Here is a 20,022-nt window from a genome sequence, read left to right on the forward strand (position 1 = left end):
TGGTGTACTTTGGTTTCGGTGCATGCTCACCTATAGGATTTTCACGCATGCTGACTGATAGGTCGGGTCGACAGGTGACCATTACGCATGATGTTGAAGTGCAACAACGGCGGGCCCGATTGCCGACGCCGGTGGTCCCCTGATTCGACGATCAACTGGCAGCCACGGTTGCCTGGTCTGTCATATATGGATGCTACCAGCTCACTGATGACTTCGGCATCTACGGATACCCTGTGGACTTTTGATCCGGATTTGGCGATGACTTTTTCCGGCACCACCCTGGATACGGCAAATGGCGAAACCAGCGCAGAAGGTGTTTCCCAGGATGAAAAGGTCACCATCATTGAGCCACCGGAGCAGTACCTGGGTGAAACCTTGCTCCTTCAGTGAGCAAATATTCCAGCGTGAACCGGGATGGTGTTTCCAGGTCGAATTGAAGACTGTCGATGGCGGTGGTGTCGAACGCGATGTGGGGTTTCAAGAACGCCAGCGATATCTTCCACTACAATCAAATGCCCTACGCGATGATGTTCAATGACAATAGCTGGATCTACATCTATGAAGACGGTGGGAACATGGGTAACAAGATTACCTACAGCAAGGGCCTGGAATACGATGTCCGCATCACGCTGAAACACATCGGGGCGAGGTATGAATTCAGACAGGCCGGCACCACCGACTGGACACTGATCTACGATTCGGTCCATTCCGCTGAGCAAAAGTTGCGGGTCGGGGTTGATGTCTACGGTACCAACTTCGAGATGGATGATGTGATGCTGCAACTCTCCCTTGAGGGGCCGGTGGCTTCGCGCAGTTATCTCCAGCCGGTAGTGCAGAACGTGACCCTGCGTGTGCGCGACCATGCACTACAGACGGCCTTCGACACCACCACCGTCACCGTGTTGGATGACGGTCCTCCCGTTGCAGATGCGGGTGGTCCCTACCAGACCGAAGTCGGCAGTCTGATCACCTTTGACGGCAGTGGCTCCACCGATGGTACTGCTATCCAGTTCTACGACTGGACATTCGGCGACACCACCGGCGGGCCCGATGATACCGGCAGTCGTACTGCCAACCTGCCTTTCACCGGCAAGGGAGCGCGACCGCAGCACTTCTATCAACAGACCGGCACTTATGACGTCACCCTAAGCGTCACTGACAACGTCGGCAACAGCGATACCACTGCCACCACCGTCGAAGTCGTGGTGGGTGATCCGCCCACGGCGGATGCGGGTGGACCCTATGAGGCCGGAGCGGGTGGACCGCCGGCATACTTGGATGGCCGCAACTCCAATGACGACTTTGGCATCGTCGAGTACCGCTGGGACTTCGATGCCACTGTCGACCGCGACGGCGATGGGAACTTCACCAATGACATCGACGCCGTCGGCGCCAGGCCGTTCCATGCCTTTGCCCTTACCGGCACCTTCTTCGAAGAGACCTTCGACGGCACCGTGATCGACAGCGACAGGTGGATCGCGGTTGGTGCCACTCAGGATGATCGGGTGACCATGGTCGGAAGCGGGCACTGGGGAGCCCAGCACTTGTTCAGCCAGGAGAACTTCCAGCGTGGTTCGGCCAGTTTCCGCGGCCAGGTGCGTCCGGTGAATCTCAGTGGCGGCCAGTACATGATGTGGGGGCTGAAGAACACCAATACCGACTATAATTACACCCAGATGCCTCACGCGATCTACTTCCGCGACGGCGGGCTGCAAATCTATGAGAACGGCTTCTATCGTGGCGTGTTGGGCAGCTACACGCGGGGCAGCTGGTATGAAGTCCGTATTGACCTGAAAGCTGAAGCTGGCGCCACCTACTACTACCGCGAACTCGGCGCATCGGACTGGACTCAGCTCTACGACTCCACCTATGACTCCACCGGCTCAATGAAACTGGGTGCCATCATGGGCGGTGGCGGTACCTTCGAACTCGACAACTTCTCGGCCATCGGTCTGCAAACCGCCCACGTGGTGACCCTGACAGTAGAGGACGGAGCGGGCCAGACTGCCACCGATACCACCACGGTTACCGCGCCTGCGAATCGTCCTCCCGATGTAATCACCGTGCCCTGGGTGGCGCACGATCCGATCACCCCGCATGAGACCTACAACGGCAAGCAGATCCATCTGAAGGGTATCGTGCGCGATGCCGATCCGGTGAGCTTCCAGTGGGATTTCGGAGACGGCACCTCTTCGGCGGTGATGGATGTCACCAACAGCTACGACCTGTCGGTGACCCATATCTATCCCGATGCACCGGAGGGTACGCCCTTCGTGGCTACCCTCAAGGTCTGGGACAGCCGGGGACAGATGGGGCAGGATACCTATAACGTGGTGGTAAAGCCCATCAACCTGACCACCGAGACCAACATCGCCATCGACGAGGGGCTCTGGTTCCTGCACCAGCGTCAGACCCGCACCACCACCGATGGTTACCCCTCCGGTTGGTGGAAGACCTATACCTCTGGTGGTTACTACGCATCCGCGCTGGCACCCGCGATCCAGTCATTCGAGATCAACGGCCACTTCGAAACCGGTGACCAGAGCAACAATCCCTATGTGGAGACGGTGGATCGTGGCCTGAAATACCTGTTTACGCTGCTGACCAAGTACGATATCGCCACCCAGACCTATGGTGAGCCGGACACCAACGGCAACGGCATTGGTCTCAGTGTCAACAGTGCCAGGCCGATCTACGAGGGCGGCTCAGTGATGGATGCCATCGCCTCCAGCCGCAACCTGCTTTCCCGCACGGTAACGGGTGCGGATGACATCAAGCGTCGCACCTACTTCGATGTATTGACCGATATGGCAGACCAATATAACTGGGGGCAGACCGATGGCGTTTCCAGTGGTGGAGGTTGGCGTTACAGTTGGAACGGTGGCATCGACAACTCAGCAGCCCAGTGGGGCGCCATCGGGCTGCAGGCAGCCCAGGATACCTTCGGTATTCCTATCCCGCTGTGGGTCAAGGAGCGCAATGACGTCTGGTTGAACTACAGCTATAACGGCACAGGATTCGGTTATGGTGGAGCAGGCAATGGCCGGGCCACGACGCCATCCGGTATGGTACAACTCGCCTTCGACGATTTTGAAGTGAGCAATAATCGCTGGCTCACAGCCGAGGATTGGATCGGCAGTCAGTGGTCGAAAACGGATGTTGACAGCATCATCTACGAGTGGGGGTGTAATGTCCCGTATGCCGGTACCGAGACCTGTCGCGACTACTACGCCATGTACGCTTTCACCAAGGCGATGCGCCTGGGCAACCCGGAACCCGTGATCAACCTGGCGGCTAACGGTTACAATTGGTTCGACGACCCTGACGATGGTATCGCCCGTATTCTGATCGATGATCAGCTCGATAGCGGGCGTTTCCAGGGCGGCTTTCGCGCCAGTTGGGATATGCGCAGCGCCTGGGCCGTGATCATGCTCAGTCGCACCCTGTTTGTGCAGCCGCCGGTGGCGGATGCCGGGCGTGATTGGGTGTGGGCAGTGGATCTGCCACTGACCTTTGACGGCTCGAATTCCTACCATCTCGATCCCTTCCGCAGTTTGGTGCGTTACGAGTGGGATTTCGACGGCGACGGTGTCTTCGACAGTGTTGGCAGCGATCCCACGACGACCCACACCTATACCTCGACAGACTATCCCGAGGCGAGCCTGCCGCAAGCCATCACCGCCACCCTGCGGGTGACCGATAACAACATCCCGCCGCTGAAGGCGACCGATACCGTTGCCATTACCATCGCCATCCCGCCGCATCCACCGGTGGCCGATGCCAATGGTCCCTACACCTGCACCGCCGGTCTGCCCTGCGCACTGGATGGATCTGGCTCCTTCGACATAGATCCCACCGACTTCATCGCCCGCCACGAGTGGGAGCTCGACGTGGTCTTCCCTTATGACTTTGCCGAGGCGAGCGGCGCCACACTGAGCTATGTCTGGACCACCCCGGGCACCTACAACATCGGCCTGCGTGTCTGGGACAACGGTGTGCTCAACGACCTCGACGGCGACGGTGAACTGGATGAGAACGAACGCCTGAGCGATCAGGACTTCACCACCGTGACCGTGGTGGCGAATCTGGCACCGGTCGCAGATGCCAACGGTCCCTACACGATGAATGAGGGTGACACCGTCAACCTGGATGGCACAGGCAGTTACGATCCCAACGGTGATTCCCTGACCTACGGTTGGGACTACAACAACGACGGTGTCTTTGATGATGCCAGCGGCCCGGCGCCTACCTACACCGGCCTGGATGACGGTATCTACCCGGTCGAACTCCAGGTGAGTGACGGCCTGTTCAACAGCACTTCAGCCACCAGTGTCACAGTGAATAACGTGGCGCCAACCGCCGATGCCGGAACGGACCAGACGGTCAACGAAGGCGCCAGCGTCAACTTCACCGGCAGCTTCACCGATCCCGGCATTGCCGATACCCACACCATCGAGTGGGATTTCGGTGACGGCAGCAGCGCCAGCGGCAGCGTGACCCCAAGCCATCTCTATGCCGAAGACGGCGTCTACACGGTGACCCTCACCGTGACAGACGACGATGGCGGCGTGGGTACAGCCAGCATGACCGTCACGGTGGAGAATATCGCCCCCAGCGTGGATGCGGGTGCCGACCAGACGATCACCGAGGGTGATAGCGCCAGCTTCTCAGGCAGCTTCACCGATCCAGGCACACTGGACACCCATACCACCGAGTGGAACTTCGGTGACGGTACCACCGAGAGCGGCACACTGAACCCGATCCATACCTATGCGGAAGATGGCACCTACACAGTGACCCTCACCGTCACCGACGATGAAGGCGGCATCGGTACGGATAGCCTCACGGTAACCGTGAACAACGCCGCACCAATCGTTGAGGCAGGTCCGGATCAGAGCGGCGTCCTAGGCGACACCATCGCCCTGGCCCCGGCAACCTTTACCGATGCCGGTGTAGAGGACACCCACACAACGAGCATCGACTGGGGTGACGGCACGGTTGAACCCGGTACGCTAACCCAGGGCGCAGGCAGCGGCAGTGTGGCCGGCAGCCACGCCTATGCGGCAGACGGCAGCTACACGGTCACCGTCATGGTTACCGATGACGACGGCCTCTTCGGCAGCGACAGCTTTCAGGTGATCCTTGCCAGCGGCAACGCCGCACCCATCGCCAATGCAGGTGGTCCCTATACGATCAACGAAGGCCAGGGCGTCACCCTTGACGGCAGCGGTTCCAACGATCCGGACAACGGCCCGAGTCCACTCAGCTACGCTTGGGATCTGGACGGCGACGGCCAGTACGATGATGCCACCGGTATCACCGTCACCCTGCCGATCCAGCCTGACAACACCAGCTTCACCGTAGGACTCCAAGTCAGTGACGGCCTGCTCACAGCCACCGACACGGCCACAGTGACGGTCAACAACGTCGCACCGGCAGCAAACGCCGGTCCTGACCAGGCGATCAACGAGGGTAACACCGCCAGCTTCAGCGGCAGCTTCACTGATCCTGGAACGGTTGACATTCATACCATCGAATGGAGCTTCGGTGACGGCAGCGCACCGGTGAGCGGCAGCCTGACCCCGAGCCATACCTACGCAGACAACGGCGTCTACACGGTCACCCTGACAGTCACCGACAAGGATGGTGGAATGGGTGCCGACACACTGACCGTGACGGTGAACAATGTTGCACCGGCCGTGGATGCCGGAGCGGATCAGATGTTCAACGAAGGGGATACAGTCAACTTCGCCGGTAGCTTCACTGATCCTGGATCGGTCGATACCCACACCATCGAGTGGAACTTCGGTGACGGCAGCGCACCTGTGAGCGGCAGCCTGACCCCAAGCCACACCTACGCAGACAACGGTATCTACACGGTCACCCTGACGGTCACCGACAAGGATGGTGGAATAGGTGCCGACACGCTTCCGCTGTGACGGTGAAGACAATGTTGCAATGAATCGAGGGCCGGTCGATTCAGAGCGGCGCACCAGACGACACCATCTCCCTGGCGCACCACCTTTACCGTGCTGGTGGCAGAGGATACCCGCACCGCAGTATCAACTGGTTGATGGCGCAGGCCCGGCTGGAAATGACACAGGGCGCGGGCGGCGGCGGCGGCGTGGCGGGCGGTCATGCCTATGCGGCAGACAGCAGCTACCGGCGATTAGCGGTGATCGATGGTGACGATATAACTGGCGGCGGCACCAGGTGAACCTCACCCACGGCCAATGTTGGCCCACGACGTGGCGATTGGTCCTACACAATCAACGAGGCCAGGGCGTCACCCCTCGACGGCGATAACGATCTGACGGCACTCAGCTACGCGGGATCTGGACGGTGACGACCAGTACGATGATGCCGGGTATTGCCGTGATTGGTTGCCGTCTGCTGCATGTGACTGCCTGCCACTGCCTGTGCCCCTGTCTGTGCGGTTCGACGGTGCCATCACCCCAGTTGATCTCTACACCAGCATCGGTAAAGATTCGACTGGGGTGACGGCACCGTCGAACCCGGCACGGTGACACAGGGCGCAGGCGCAGGCAGCGTGGCAGGCAATCATGTCTACGCGGCAGACGGCAACTACACCGTAACGGTCCTGGTAATCGATGATGACGGCCTCTTCGGCAGCGACAGCTTCCAGGTGAATCTCGCCACCGCCAATGTCGGACCCACGGCTAATGCAGGTGGTCCCTACACGATCAACGAAGGCCAGGGTGTCACCCTCGACGGCAGCGGCTCCATCGATCCGGACAGCGGCCCGAGCCCACTCAGCTACGCCTGGGATCTGGACGGCGACGGCCAGTACGATGACGCCACCGGTATCACAGTCACTCTGCCTGTCCAGCCCGACAACACCAGCTTCACCGTTGGGCTTGAAGTCAGTGATGGCCTGCTCACAGCCACCGATACCGCAACGGTAACGGTCAACAACGTAACGCCAAGCGTGGATGCGGGTGCCGATCAGACCGCCAACGAAGGTGATACAGTCAACTTAGCCGGTAGCTTCACCGATCCCGGCACGGCCGATACCCATACCATAGAATGGAACTTCGGTGACGGCAGCGCACCAGTGAGCGGCAGCCTGACCCCGAGCTATACCTACGCAGACAACGGCGTCCACACAGTGACTCTGACGGTCACCGACAAGGACGGTGGCGTGGGTACAGATACACTGACGGTTATCGTTGGCAATGTGGCACCGGTAGTCGTCGTACCCGCAGGACAAACGATCACCGAAGGCGATACGGTCACCCTGCCTAACGCCAGCTTCAGCGATGCCGGCGCCGGGGATACCCATACAGCCACCATCGATTGGGGTGACGGCACCGTCGAACCCGGTACAGTGATCCAAGGTGCTGGCAGCGGCAGTGTCGCACTGGGCAGCCACGCTTATGCAGAGGACGGTATCTATACAGTCACGGTCAGCGTGACTGACGATGACGGTGCAGCAGGCAGCAACAGCCTCACCATCACGGTGAATAACGCCGCGCCAGTGGTCGAGGCCGGTCCGGACCAGAGCGGCGCGCCGGGCGGCACCATCGCCTTGGTGGCCGCCACCTTCACTGATGCCGGTGTAGAGGATATCCACACAGCCACCATCGACTGGGGTGATGGCACCGCTGAACCCGGCACAGTGACCCAGGGCGCAGGCAGCGGCAGCGTGGCAGGCAGTCATGCCTATGCCGCTGATGGCAACTACACCGTAACGGTCATGGTAATCGATGATGACGGCCTCTTCGGCAGCGACAGCTTCCAAGTGAATCTCACCACCGCCAACGTCGGACCAACCGCTAATGCCGGTGGCCCCTACACCACCAACGAAGGTGGCACGGTCACCCTGGACGGCAGCGGCTCCAACGATCCTGACAGTGGCCCGAACCCACTCAGCTACGCTTGGGATCTGGACGGCGACGGCAAGCATGATGACGCCACCGGCGTCACCGTGACCCTACCGATCCAGCCAGACAACACCAGCTTCATTGTTGGACTCGAAGTCAGCGACGGCCTGCTCACAGCCACTGACGCCGCTACAGTGACGGTGAACAATATTGCACCGAGCGTGGATGCCGGAGCGGATCAGATGTTTAACGAAGGGGATGCCGCGAACTTCAGCGGCAGCTTCAGCGATCCTGGATCGGTCGATACTCATACCATTGAGTGGAACTTCGGAGATGGCAGTGCAACCGTGAGCGGCAGTCTGACTCCAAGCCACGCCTACGCCGACAACAGTGTCTACACGGTCACCCTGACGGTCACCGACAAGGATGGTGGAATTGGTACCGACACCCTGACGGTGACGGTGAACAATATTGCACCGAGCGTGGATGCCGGAGCAGATCAGATGTTTAACGAAGGGGATGCCGCGAACTTCAGCGGTAGCTTCAGCGATCCTGGATCGGTCGATACCCATACCGTCGAGTGGAACTTCGGAGATGGCAGCGCAACCGTGAGCGGCAGTCTGACCCCAAGCCGCACCTATCCGACAGCCGGCGTCTATACAGTGACCCTGACTGTCACGGACAAAGATGGTGGTATCGGCAGTGATACCTTGACGGTGACCGTGCAGGCTGGAGCGGTGCAGACGATCTTCAATCTGTCGGCCCGTGCCAAGCCGAACGAAGTCTTCTTGACCTGGGCGCCTGTGCTAGGCGCGGACAGCTACAACGTCTATCGCAGTACCATATCCGGTGGAGCCTACACGCTGATTACAAGCGGGTATGTCTGCGACTATTGCGCCTACTATGATCCAGGCCTGACGAACGGCGCGACCTATTTCTATGTGGTCACATCAGTCAGCGGCGGTTCTGAGTCGTTGTCTTCGAACGAGGCCGCTGCCACGCCGCAAGAAAGAAGATCCAGAAGTCGACGCTGACAGGGTGTTGGTTCGACGAACCGGTTTCTATCCAGTTCAATTGTGAAGACGGGCTTGCTGCTGCTCAAGGCGTAGGCACGATCAAGCGTAGCGGATCGGGCATTGATGAACGATTGAAGTTGCCGGTTCCGCTACGCTTGAACCAGCCTACATACAACCAACGACAGAGTCCGACCTATCCACTGGCACGGCCTCCTTTAACCTTTCTAACACTGCTCCCAAGGCAGTCCACGGAAGCGCCATCCGCCGATAGAACTGCGGTGGTGGTCGTCATCCAGGTCTCCTTCAAACCCCTCGTCAATATGGAAGACGCGGGTGAAGTCTGCCCCCAGCAGGGCCTTGCCCGCTTCCAGCGAACGTTTGCCGCTGCGGCAGATCAGGATGACTGGGGCGCAGCCGTCATCGGTGGTGCAGATACTGCCGCCCAGCAACAACTTACGGATGTCAGTGACGAAATGGGGATTGATGGTCCAGTCCGGCTCATCGATCCAGGGGATATGCACCGAGCCCTTGGGATGGCCGACAAAAAGGAACTCCATGCTGGAACGTATATCCACCAATACAGTGCGAGGATCATCCTGCATCATCTGCAATGCCTGTTGGGGTGTCATTCCGTGAGGTAGAGTCTCAGTCATTTTCGGTTTCCGTCTTTTGCGAAGGGTGGCGATTTTTCTTCATGGTAGAGGGTTTTCAGACGAAAACAACAACCAACTCTGGAAAGAGAGTCACCGCATAAAATCATTCAGTGTAGAATTCCCGACATGGGTACGAAATTCATCATCGCGTTGTTACGTTCACTGGCCTTCCTGCCGTTACGCAGGGTGCATGGAATTGGTCGGCTGCTGGGCCGACTCTTCATCCTGTTGCCCAACCGGGAACGCCGAAATGCGGATATCAATCTACAGCTCTGTTTTCCCGACCTTAGTGAAACTGAGCGTCTGGTCTTGCGTAATCGCTCGCTGGAGGAGACGGGAAAGGGATTTGCCGAGATGTCACCGCTCTGGTTCTGGCCCAAAGAGCGGGTGCTGGGGCTGGTGAAAGAGGTCTCCGGGATGGAAAATGTAAAGTGTAAGCCGGGACGGGGTTTGATCGTGCTCACCCCACATCTGGGTTCCTGGGAGATTTCCGGACTCTACCTCGCGACCTATGGGCAGGTGACGACGCTCTACCGGCCACCCAGAAATCAGGCATTGGAGTTACTGATTACGCAAGCCCGCTCGCGTACGGGGGCGGAACTGGTGCCGACGACTCCCAATGGGATCAAACGTCTCTATCAGACCCTGCAGGCGGGGAATATTGTCGGCATCCTGCCGGATCAGCAGCCAAAGTCGCTCAAAGGCGCTGCTTTTGCCCCGTTTTTTGGTGTGCCGGCGTTGACTATTTTGTTGGTTTCCCGATTGGCGAGAAAGAGTGGCGCAAAAGTGGTTTTGGGTTTTGCCGAACGCCTGCCGAAAGGTGAGGGTTACCACATACATATCATTCCGGTTCCGGAAGGGATTGACTCCCCGGATCCGGAGAGAGCCGTGGCCGCCTTGAATCAAGGTGTCGAGGCTTGTGTGCGGATCAGTCCTGAGCAGTACCTCTGGTCCTACAAACGCTTTGACATGCAGCCGGAGGGCAAACCTTCTCCCTATAATCAACTACGTTCGTAGGTGTCGGAGTCGAACCGTCACATCTGATACTGTTTGACTACTGTCGCGCCTGTTCACCCCGAAGAATTAAAGTGTTAACGGATTTTGCCGCTACTACAGGGAGTAGACAGACTTTCACGGTAAGAGAGAACAGGCATGAAGATGCGCGGCGGCTGGATATTCCCAGTTTTGACATTGGTGGTGTTGGGGCTGGGAGCACCACCCACACAGGCAAATCCGGCGACTGGAGCGAAGGCTGACGTCCGTATCCTGATCGATATCTCCGGGAGTATGAAGAAAAACGATCCCGGGAATCTGCGTCGTCCCGCCTTGCGGCTGCTGGTGGGATTACTGCCCACCGACACCCGTGCCGGAGTATGGACATTCGGCCAGTACGTCAACATGCAGATCCCACTGGGACAGGTCGATGCTGCGTGGAAGCGCAAAGCGAGGAGTGAGTCGAAAAAGATAGGCTCACCGGGTCAACGAACCAATATCGAGATGGCCCTGAAACGGGCCAGCGAAGATTGGGAAGGGCCACCCACACTCTATCGCCGCAGCCTGATTCTGCTTACCGATGGCATGGTCGATGTCTCGCGTAACAAAGCGAAGAACAAGGCGTCCCGCAAACAGATTTTGCACAAGATACTTCCACGGCTGAAAAAAATGGGGGTTGCCGTCCATACCATCGCGCTCTCTGAAAATGCCGATCATGAACTGATGCGAAAACTGGCGGAGGCCACTGGAGGCTGGTACGAGCAGGTCAATAATGCCAATCAGCTGCAGAGAGTCTTTCTGCGTATTTTCGAGAAGGTGGGCAAACCGGATGCAGTGCACCTGAAAGACAACAAATTCACTATCGACGACAGCATCACCGAGGCCACAGTGCTGGTGTTCCACAAGCCAGGCGCAAAGCCCACACAGCTTATCCCTCCGGGCGGCAAACCCATCGATGCGGAGTCAGCGCCGGATTCAATCAGTTGGCATCGTGATGAAGGTTACGACATGCTGACCATCAGTGATCCTAAATCCGGGGAGTGGCGTATTCGGGCCGAGGTCGATCCGGACAACCGGGTGATGGTGGTTACCGATCTCAAGATGAATACCACGGATCTGCCCAATCGACTGATCCACGGACAGTCGCTACCGTTCCTGGTGAGCTTTACCGATCATGGTAAACGCATCAGGAAAAAGGCCTTCCTGAATGTGGTCGAGGCGACGGCTCAACAGCGTGATGATAATGGTGAATCGGAGCCAAGGCCCCTGCTCGATGACGGCAAGGATACCGACCCCAAGGCAGGGGACGGCTTTTTCTCCATGCAGTTCGGCGGAGAGTCCCTCAGTAATGGTAGCGGTGAATTGATCATCAGCGCCAAAGGCAGAACCTTCGTGCGAGAAAAGCGCATGAGTTATGAAGTGGTTCCGCCGGTGACGCTGGAAGTAAAACCTGGAGAGATTCCCAATCAGCTGTCGCTGACCCTGACGCCCGCAGCGGATCTTGTCGACCCTGCCAGTGTGAAGAGCCAAGTCTGGCTTGAAACGGCGGAGGGTGATCAGATACCTCTCGACTTGAAACAAGATGCAGGCGGTGTCAGCCAGGGAAATCTGGACATCACAACCTTTTCCGGTGTGCGAAAAATCGTCGTCAGTGTGGATGCCAAAACTGTTGCGGGAGAGTCTATCGAGTATCTCGATGCGCCGGTTGAGGTGGAAGGCATCATGCCGCCACCCGCTGTGGTTGAGCCGAAGCCCGAACAGGTAGTTGAGCCTGCACCCATGCCAGTGGCGGAATCGCCTGCTGCAGCGGTAGAGGAAAAGATCGCAGAAAAATCTGAACCGGCTGTTGAGGAAGAGGAGGAGAGCTGGCTGATGACTGCTGTTTGGGTTGGCGGAGGCAACCTGCTCCTGTTGCTGGCCATGGGTGGAGGTTTTTGGTGGATGCGCCGTCGCAACCAGCAAGGGCTGGTAAGTCTGCTGGATGAGGCGCTGCCAGAAAACCTGCCTGCTGCAGAAGAGAAGGAGGCAGCATGATCGAATTAAGTCGTCTGACTGTCCTGTTATTGGGTGAGTTGATGCTGGGACTGCTTTTGCTCAGTGGCCTCCTCATTGCGTTGGGAATATTCAAAAAGGGGAAGGAGAGAAAGGCCGCACAGATCCTGGTGGCTAAGATTCAGACAGATAAAAAGATGCGCAAGGAGCGGCTGCAAAAACGGCTCTCAAATGACTTCAGGTATGAAGGAGAGACACTGAATCAGGCGGTGCACGATCTGACTCAAGTGGAGATGAAACTCTATCAGAACATCATCAACGGTTTTCTCAAACGGGACGTGGTGGCATTCGAGCAGATCGACATCGATATGGAGAATCTGGTTGTTGGCTACCAGGCTTTGGAACTGCCGGAGGGTGCAGGAGCGACGGGTGGCGCAGTTTCAGGAACGGATGGAGCCGAGGAGGGTGAGATAGAACACCTGAAGGCGGAGAACGAACGACTCTCTGATGAGCTTAGGGTGACCATGGACACAATGGGGCGCATGCTCAATGAATACTCATCCATGTATGCTGGTGGTTCGGATAACAATGTAGACAAAGGAGATATTCTCGGCAAGTTTCAGAGCGAAAGTGCGGAAGAACAAGAAGAAGACAAAACTGAAGATGAGCGGGATGTTGTTATTGAAGACGCGGTAGAGGAGGAAATATCTGAGGATGAGGTGATTATTGATATAGACGAGTTGGAGCCAGAGCTTGAACCCGAGCCAGAGCCAGAGCCAGAGGATGTATTGGCGCTAGCTGATGATGACGAAGCCTTGGTTGATGGACTTGACCCCGTTGATATAGAAATCCCGGATGTCACTGATCTGGAGGTTGAAGAGAGTGTCACCGACGCGGGGTCACTGGAAGATGAGTGGGCAAAGTTGCTCGAAGAAGAGGCGGACGCCGTCTTGCTGGGCGATGATGAAGCTCGCGAGAAGGAATAATTACTCAAATAGCGCTTGATCCGGACTTTCCTTTATTGAGATCTGTGCCCCTTACAAATCCAGTCACTAAAATGCGTTGACCTGTCCTGAAACCGTGCGGTTGCCTTTTGATTCTATCTGGCATTCATCGGTCAAAACAGGTTAGAAATACTGGATGTGCTTGCTGCTATATACCTAGCATTTCCCTTCGCTCATTCTCCTCGTTTATCTTTTCTTCTTCCCAATTAGAGTCTGGTATGAGATTACATTCAGTTATTTCAAGTTTTGCTGTATTTTCGGGAACTATCATAAGATGTGGTCTCCCTACCATTATACCCATGCCCACAGTTCCTTTTAGATAATATGTTTTTCCAGCATCTAGATTCAATTTAACCTCGGACTTAGACTATGTTTGTGCCCAGAATTCAACAGTCCCTGGTTCAGCAATGTAAGGATAATAACTGCCGTTATGAAGCTTGGTTACTATTTTATCATTTGCATATAAATAGTAAGAAACACCTCCGCCAACAAAGTTACTTGGGCGATAGATATATACGGTTGATTTGTCGCTTGGTGTTTCACTGACTTCTTTATAGGCAGGGCCTAGGGTTGCACACCTGCAATAGCCCAACTAATCGTGACCAAGTAGCCAATTCAAGGGTTGATGCCGCATCTTTCATAAATATCTCCATGCTTTTTTGCTGACAGGTAGAATCAAGATTCCCGTCACAGAATATGTACTTTACCATGCAAAAAAAGCAGGGGTCAGTATTTCGCGACTTAGTCTGGAGCAGTCTTTGCGGAATTGTCTGACGGTAGAAGTAAAGTTACGGTTGAAACGCCTTTACTTAAGATGGCTTGGTGCCGTACCACTTCAACCACGGCTTTGGTCCGTATCTCAGATCTTTAGTTCATCACAAAAGGCCGGCATCAAGGTAGACAGAGTTTTCGAAGAGACGAACCCAAACGCCATCACAAACCTAGGCTGGATCTCTTTCATATCTACCATCATCATTTCAAACAACACCAGTGCTGCGGTCACCCTGACGGTCACCGACAAGGATGGTGGAATAGGTGCCGATACACTCACTGTGACGGTGAACAATGTTGCACCAATAGTCGAGGCCGGTCCGATTCAGAGCGGCGCGCCGGGCGACACCATCGCCCTGGCACCCGCCACCTTTACCGATGCGGGTGTAGAGGATACCCATACTGCGATCATCGACTGGGGTGACGGCACCGTCGAACCCGGCACGGTGACACAGGGCGCAGGCGCAGGCAGCGTGGCAGGCAGTCATGTCTACGCGGCAGACGGCAACTACACTGTAACGGTCATGGTAATCGATGATGACGGCCTCTTCGGCAGCGACAGCTTTCAGGTGAACCTCACCACAGCCAACGTTGGCCCCACGGCGAATGCAGGTGGTCCCTACACAATCAACGAAGGCCAGGGCGTCACCCTCAATGGCAGCGGCTCCAACGATCCGGACAATGGTCCGAGCCCACTCAGCTACGCATGGGATCTGGACGGTGATGGTCAGCACGATGACGCCACCGGCGTTACCGTGACCCTGCCTGTCCAGCCTGACAACACCAGCTTTACCGTTGGACTCGAAGTCAGTGACGGCCTGCTCACAGCCACCGACAGCGCCACAGTGACGGTGAACAACGTTGCACCGGCCGCGGATGCCGGAGCGGATCAGATGTTCAACGAAGGGGATACCGCCAGCTTCAGCGGCAGCTTCACTGATCCTGGATCGGTCGATACCCACACCATCGAGTGGAACTTCGGTGACGGCAGCGCACAGGTGAGCGGCAGTCTGACCCCAAGTCACACCTATCCGACAGCCGGCGTCTATACAGTGACATTGATCGTCACTGACAAAGACGGTGGTGTCGGCAGTGACACCCTGACGGTGACCGTGCAGGCTGGCGCGGTGCAGACGATCTTCAACCTGTCGGCCCGTCCCAAGCCGAATGAAGTCTTCTTGACCTGGGCGCCTGTGGCAGGGGCTGATAGCTATAACATCTACCGCAGCACTACGCCCGGTGGCCCTTATGCGCTGATTGCAAGCGGGCATGTCTGCGACTATTGCGCCTACTACAATCCGGGTCTGACCAACGGCGTGACCTACTACTACGTGGTCACTTCGGTCAATGGCGGCTCCGAGTCCCTCTCCTCGAACGAGGCCAGTGCTACGCCGCAAGCCAGGAGTTCTAGAAGCAGGCGCTGATCCAGATGCCAGGATCCGTGTGGAAGCGAGGGAAATGCTGATATGGGTCAGGGAGCGAACATCAGAATGATGTTAAAATTCGCTAACAAGAATAAAGAAAGGACTCAAGGGAGTTGGTGCTACGCAAAAGATTGCGTTGACCACCGACAGAACCGGTAACTTACCGAGGTAATCGGTCAGTCCGAATTACCCGGTAGGCTTCCTAGGATGGGAGAATAGTCATGGGCTATTATCCATCGTTGATAGCTGACGGCAGGGGGGGGGCGTTCATTCTGGAAGCGCCACGGCCTTCTGCGTGTGTTTTTGGTCTACCTGGTCAGCATCACCCTGGTATTTCCCGCCTGGATATTCTCTTCCATTGCTCCCCGTGAAGCCTTTGCATCGACACCTCCAGATCCTGCTGAATACACGGTAAACAGTGTCCCTGGTTACTTTGTCGATATTTCCACCACCGGTACCCGTGTGCTGCCTCAGCTGGTCGATGAGGATGCCAAAGGGGCAGTGCCCATCGGTTTTGATATTGAGTACTTCGGCAGGCCATTCAACTCAGTCACGATCACCTCAAACGGATATCTCACCTTCGGTATCGACATAGAGCCAGGCAACACGCCTTTACCCTCCACTGCCGGCCCGGACAGCCTGATTGCTGTCTTCTGGGATGATCTCGATCCTTCGTTGAATCCCAGTGCTGATATCTATTACGAAACGCAGGGTGCAGCACCTGACAGGCGATTTATTGTTACCTGGAAAGCGATTCCGCTGAAAGCGGATCCTGCCTCCAGGCTCACCTTTCAAGTGATCCTCTTTGAAAGCAGCAACGAAGTCCAGCTTCAATATCATTCTCTGGAAAATGGTTCGGGTGTCACAGGAAATGGCCGGGTCAGTGGCAGTTCTGCTTCCATCGGTATCGAGAATATCGATGGCACCAAGGGCAAACAGGTTGCCTTCAACCAGGAGGGCAAGGTTGCCAGTGGCAGTGCTTTCAGCTTTACGCTGGCAGGTAATGCCCATGAGGAGGGCAGACCGCTTGGTGATCTGAATGGTGATGGCATGCTGAGTGTCAATGATCAGTATTTTCTTTCCAGGCAGTATCTTGGCGATCTGGCGTTGAACACCTCTCCAATGCTCTCGCTTTCTGATCTTGCGCCAGATCCTGGAGTCGGTGGTAGGGCTTTTGGTGACGGTGTTATCGACGGGCAGGACAACACGCGTCTGATCCATGCGGTCATGCGTCGACTGGATCTGAATCCCCTCATATCCGATGTCTCCTACATAACAGCTGAATCGGGTGAAAACCTGACCATCTCGGGTAGCGGGTTCGATACGGTTGCAGGAAACAACTCAGTACGCTTTGTGAAAGCAGACGGCTCCGAAATTGCAGTTGATGCAGAGTCGGTCAATATAGATGGAAGTGAACTGCTGGTAACGGTGCCTGCTGGGACACAGTTTGTCTCAATCTACATTGAGCAGGGCGGATTAATCAGCAATACCAGTGACTTTGCCATTGAAGGCTCACCGACAATAACGATCCTTACACCAGACCTGGAGGCGTCCGGCAATACAATTCATATCAGGGGATATGAATTCGGTTTTGCACCCGGTGACAATCAGGTCAGTTTCAATGGCATCCCTGCGACAGTGGTTAGTGCCGATACAGGTGGTGCCTACGATGAACTGATAGTGACCGTACCGGGAGGCGTTTCAAGCGGTCTGGTAACGGTGATGACGGCAGGGGAGACCAGCAACGGGGTCATGTTTACGCTTGATGAGCCTCCTGTACTTGCTATTGAGACGCCGGACGACAAGGATGATGTTGTCTCGCAGACCGATGTTATCGGCACGGTCGACGATGTAAATCTCGCTGCCTACACACTTGAGTACGCTAAGGTCGGAGAAGTATTTTCGATGTTTGGGAGTGGGCTCGATAATGTTGACGACGCCGTGTTGGGCCAACTCGATCCCACACTGCTTCTGAACGGTATCTATCAGATCCGGCTGACAGCTTGGGACGAGAATGCCAACACGTCGGTGGTTACCCGGGATGTCATGGTCACCGGATTCAACAAGCCCGGAGTGCTTACATTGTCGTTCACGGATTTGAACATTCCTGTCAGTGGGGTGCCGATCACCGTCACCCGCATCTACGATAGCCGGAATAAGACAAGTGGGGATTTCGGTATCGGTTGGGATCTGGATCTCCGGCGCGGAGAATTCACGCACAACCGGGCCCCGGGTGAGGGATGGTATTTTGCGTCATCGCGTCCTCCGTTCCCCGTGCCCTGCCAAAGGGTCAGTGAGACGCTGCCCCACATCACCGAGGTTAGCCTCTCCGAGACAGAGTACTACTATTTCTCGCCCGGAATGACCAATATGTCATCCACCTTGGGTGGATGTTTTGCTGATGCCTTGTTTCAGAACATCGGCGGGACTCATCCGGGAGCAGAGTTACAGATCCTCGGCAACGTGGAGGTGTTTTACCAGAATGGCTCCAATAGGGTGGTGAATGCCCATGACTATTCACTGTTCAACCCGACGCAGGTGAGACTGAAGACCCTCGACGGGCGGGAGTTTGACTTCGAGGTCGACGAAGGCATGACTCGGCTGCAGGATCGCAATGGCAATTCGCTCTTTATCAGCGATGCCGGTGTGGTTCACACCAGCGGCAAGGGCATCGCCTTCGAGAGAGATGCCGAGGGGCGCATCACACAGGTTACCGATCCACTGGGCAACGTTATTGTCTACGACTATGACGGCAACGGCGATCTGACCGGCGTCACGGACAGGGAGAGCAATCAGACCCAGTTCACCTATGACGCCGACCATTATTTGATCGACATCCTCAATCCTGACGGAACAAGGGCGGTGAGAAGCGAATACGATGAAAACGGCAGGCTTATTGCCACCGTTGATTCGGAAGGAAACCGCATAGAACAGATCCATGATCTTGAAAACCGAAGGGAAGTGATAATTGAAAATGGGTATAACAAAATTATCGAATATGACCAATGGGGCAACGTTATCAGGGAGGTGGACCAAGAGGGTGTTGAGATCAGTACAGTATACGATGCTGATGGAAATATATTGTCTGAAAGTAATTCCCTTGGCGGCGTAACTATATATACGTATGTGGATGGCCACCTACTATCTCAAGAAGATCCTCATGGGCATATAACATCCTATACACGCGACGTATCCGGTAAGCTCTTGTCTGTTACAGACCCGCTCCTCAACACAATCGGCTACACATATGACGTAAACGGCAGATTGGTTGCCACGGAAAACCCGAATGGAAAAATCTCTTCAACTACATACGATGTAAGAGGCAACAAACTGACAGAAACAGATTTCGGTGGTAATACCACGACATATGAATACGATAATTATGGAAACCGCACAAAGGTTGTTGATGCAGAGGGCAGAGAGACAACCAGTACCTATGACGCAAACGGCAACAAACATACAGAGATACGGACAGTAACCACCCCTTCCGGACCACGTGATCTCGTTACTACCTGGACTTATGATAAAAACGGAAACGTGCTTTCAGCCCTCGACCCTGAAGGGAATATAGTCAACTTTGAGTACGATTCGCAGGGCAATCAAACTGCAATAGAGAATACATCAGGACAGAGAATGCTTACGGGATACAACCCGGCCGGCAAAGTCGCTTCCAAGACATATCCTGACGGCATTGGTGAATCGTTTGTATATGACCGGCTCAGCGTACTAACGAGCCTTACTGATCGCGCTGGACAAACAAAGAAACTCACTTATAACAAGGCAGACAAACCTCTTTCTATAATTTACCCCGATAACACTCCTGGTGACGACTCTGACAATCCAAGGATTTCAGTACAGTATGGGCCTGGCGGCCGTATGAGGGAGATGACCAACCTCGGCGTCAGTGTCGAGTATGATTATGATCAAATGGGCAGGCTCAACCGGGTCATAGGCCCTATGGGAAATGAAATAATCATGACTCATGATGAAAATGGGAATGTGATAACTGCGAAGGATTCGCTTGGCAGAATAAGAGGATACATGTATGACAGTATGAATCGCCGTATACAGACTCTATTTCCGGACAGTAGTTCCACCCATACCGAATATGATGCTGTGGGAAATGTAGTGTCAAGGACTGACCAGGCCGACAACACCACCCTTTATGAGTATGATAAGGTGAACCGCCTGACCGCTGTGGAAGACGCTCATGGCGGCCGAACCCTTTACGGCTATGACGAGGTTGGCGAGTAAGATCGATTTACCCAGATCCGGTGCATGCGGATCTCTTGCCATCATTACCGCCTCTTTGATGCTCACACCGC

At 55.7% G+C, this 20,022-nt stretch carries 10 protein-coding genes; 9 read left to right on the forward strand and 1 reads right to left on the reverse strand.

Going from position 1 to position 20,022, the window contains the following annotated elements; genetic code table 11:
* The first annotated feature begins 207 nt into the window (after window positions 1–207).
* The 4 genes from G9Q73_RS01235 to G9Q73_RS01245 all read left to right on the forward strand — a co-directional run bounded on the left by G9Q73_RS01235 (window position 208) and on the right by G9Q73_RS01245 (window position 8,878).
* Window positions 208–390, forward strand: coding sequence for a hypothetical protein (locus G9Q73_RS01235; protein WP_177418128.1), 183 nt, complete (start codon window positions 208–210; stop codon window positions 388–390).
* A gap of 56 nt (window positions 391–446) precedes the next feature.
* The gene (locus G9Q73_RS01240; protein ID WP_178941450.1) at window positions 447–5,939 is read left to right on the forward strand and encodes a PKD domain-containing protein; all 5,493 of its coding nucleotides are present in this window, start codon (window positions 447–449) and stop codon (window positions 5,937–5,939) included.
* 155 nt (window positions 5,940–6,094) lie between these two features.
* Window positions 6,095–6,217: a hypothetical protein gene (locus G9Q73_RS19910; protein WP_281397533.1), complete on the forward strand. Its 123-nt coding sequence runs from the start codon at window positions 6,095–6,097 to the stop codon at window positions 6,215–6,217.
* 306 nt (window positions 6,218–6,523) lie between these two features.
* On the forward strand, window positions 6,524–8,878 hold the full coding sequence (locus G9Q73_RS01245) for a PKD domain-containing protein (protein WP_177418130.1): 2,355 nt from the start codon (window positions 6,524–6,526) through the stop codon (window positions 8,876–8,878).
* Between the two features lie 206 nt (window positions 8,879–9,084).
* On the opposite strand, the gene G9Q73_RS01250 is transcribed toward G9Q73_RS01245, so the two are convergent.
* On the reverse strand, window positions 9,085–9,513 hold the full coding sequence (locus G9Q73_RS01250) for a rhodanese-like domain-containing protein (protein ID WP_177418131.1): 429 nt from the start codon (window positions 9,511–9,513) through the stop codon (window positions 9,085–9,087).
* A 117-nt stretch (window positions 9,514–9,630) separates the two neighbouring features.
* Here G9Q73_RS01250 and G9Q73_RS01255 point away from each other — a divergent pair, with 117 nt between their 5' ends.
* From G9Q73_RS01255 to G9Q73_RS01280, 5 genes are all read left to right on the forward strand, one after another.
* Window positions 9,631–10,530, forward strand: coding sequence for a lysophospholipid acyltransferase family protein (locus G9Q73_RS01255; protein WP_369408929.1), 900 nt, complete (start codon window positions 9,631–9,633; stop codon window positions 10,528–10,530).
* Window positions 10,531–10,665: 135 nt separating this feature from the next.
* Window positions 10,666–12,540, forward strand: a complete 1,875-nt coding sequence (locus G9Q73_RS01260; protein ID WP_177418133.1) for a vWA domain-containing protein — start codon at window positions 10,666–10,668, stop codon at window positions 12,538–12,540.
* Window positions 12,537–13,484, forward strand: coding sequence for a hypothetical protein (locus G9Q73_RS01265; protein ID WP_177418134.1), 948 nt, complete (start codon window positions 12,537–12,539; stop codon window positions 13,482–13,484). Before G9Q73_RS01260 ends, G9Q73_RS01265 begins: the two co-directional genes overlap by 4 nt.
* Before the next feature lie 812 nt (window positions 13,485–14,296).
* Window positions 14,297–15,697, forward strand: coding sequence for a PKD domain-containing protein (locus tag G9Q73_RS01275; protein WP_177418135.1), 1,401 nt, complete (start codon window positions 14,297–14,299; stop codon window positions 15,695–15,697).
* Window positions 15,698–15,994: 297 nt separating this feature from the next.
* Window positions 15,995–19,951, forward strand: coding sequence for an NIDO-like domain-containing protein (locus G9Q73_RS01280; protein ID WP_177418136.1), 3,957 nt, complete (start codon window positions 15,995–15,997; stop codon window positions 19,949–19,951).
* Window positions 19,952–20,022: the final 71 nt, after the last annotated feature.

It is taken from the genome of endosymbiont of Lamellibrachia barhami (assembly GCF_011947365.2).
GTDB lineage: Bacteria > Pseudomonadota > Gammaproteobacteria > Chromatiales > Chromatiaceae > QGON01.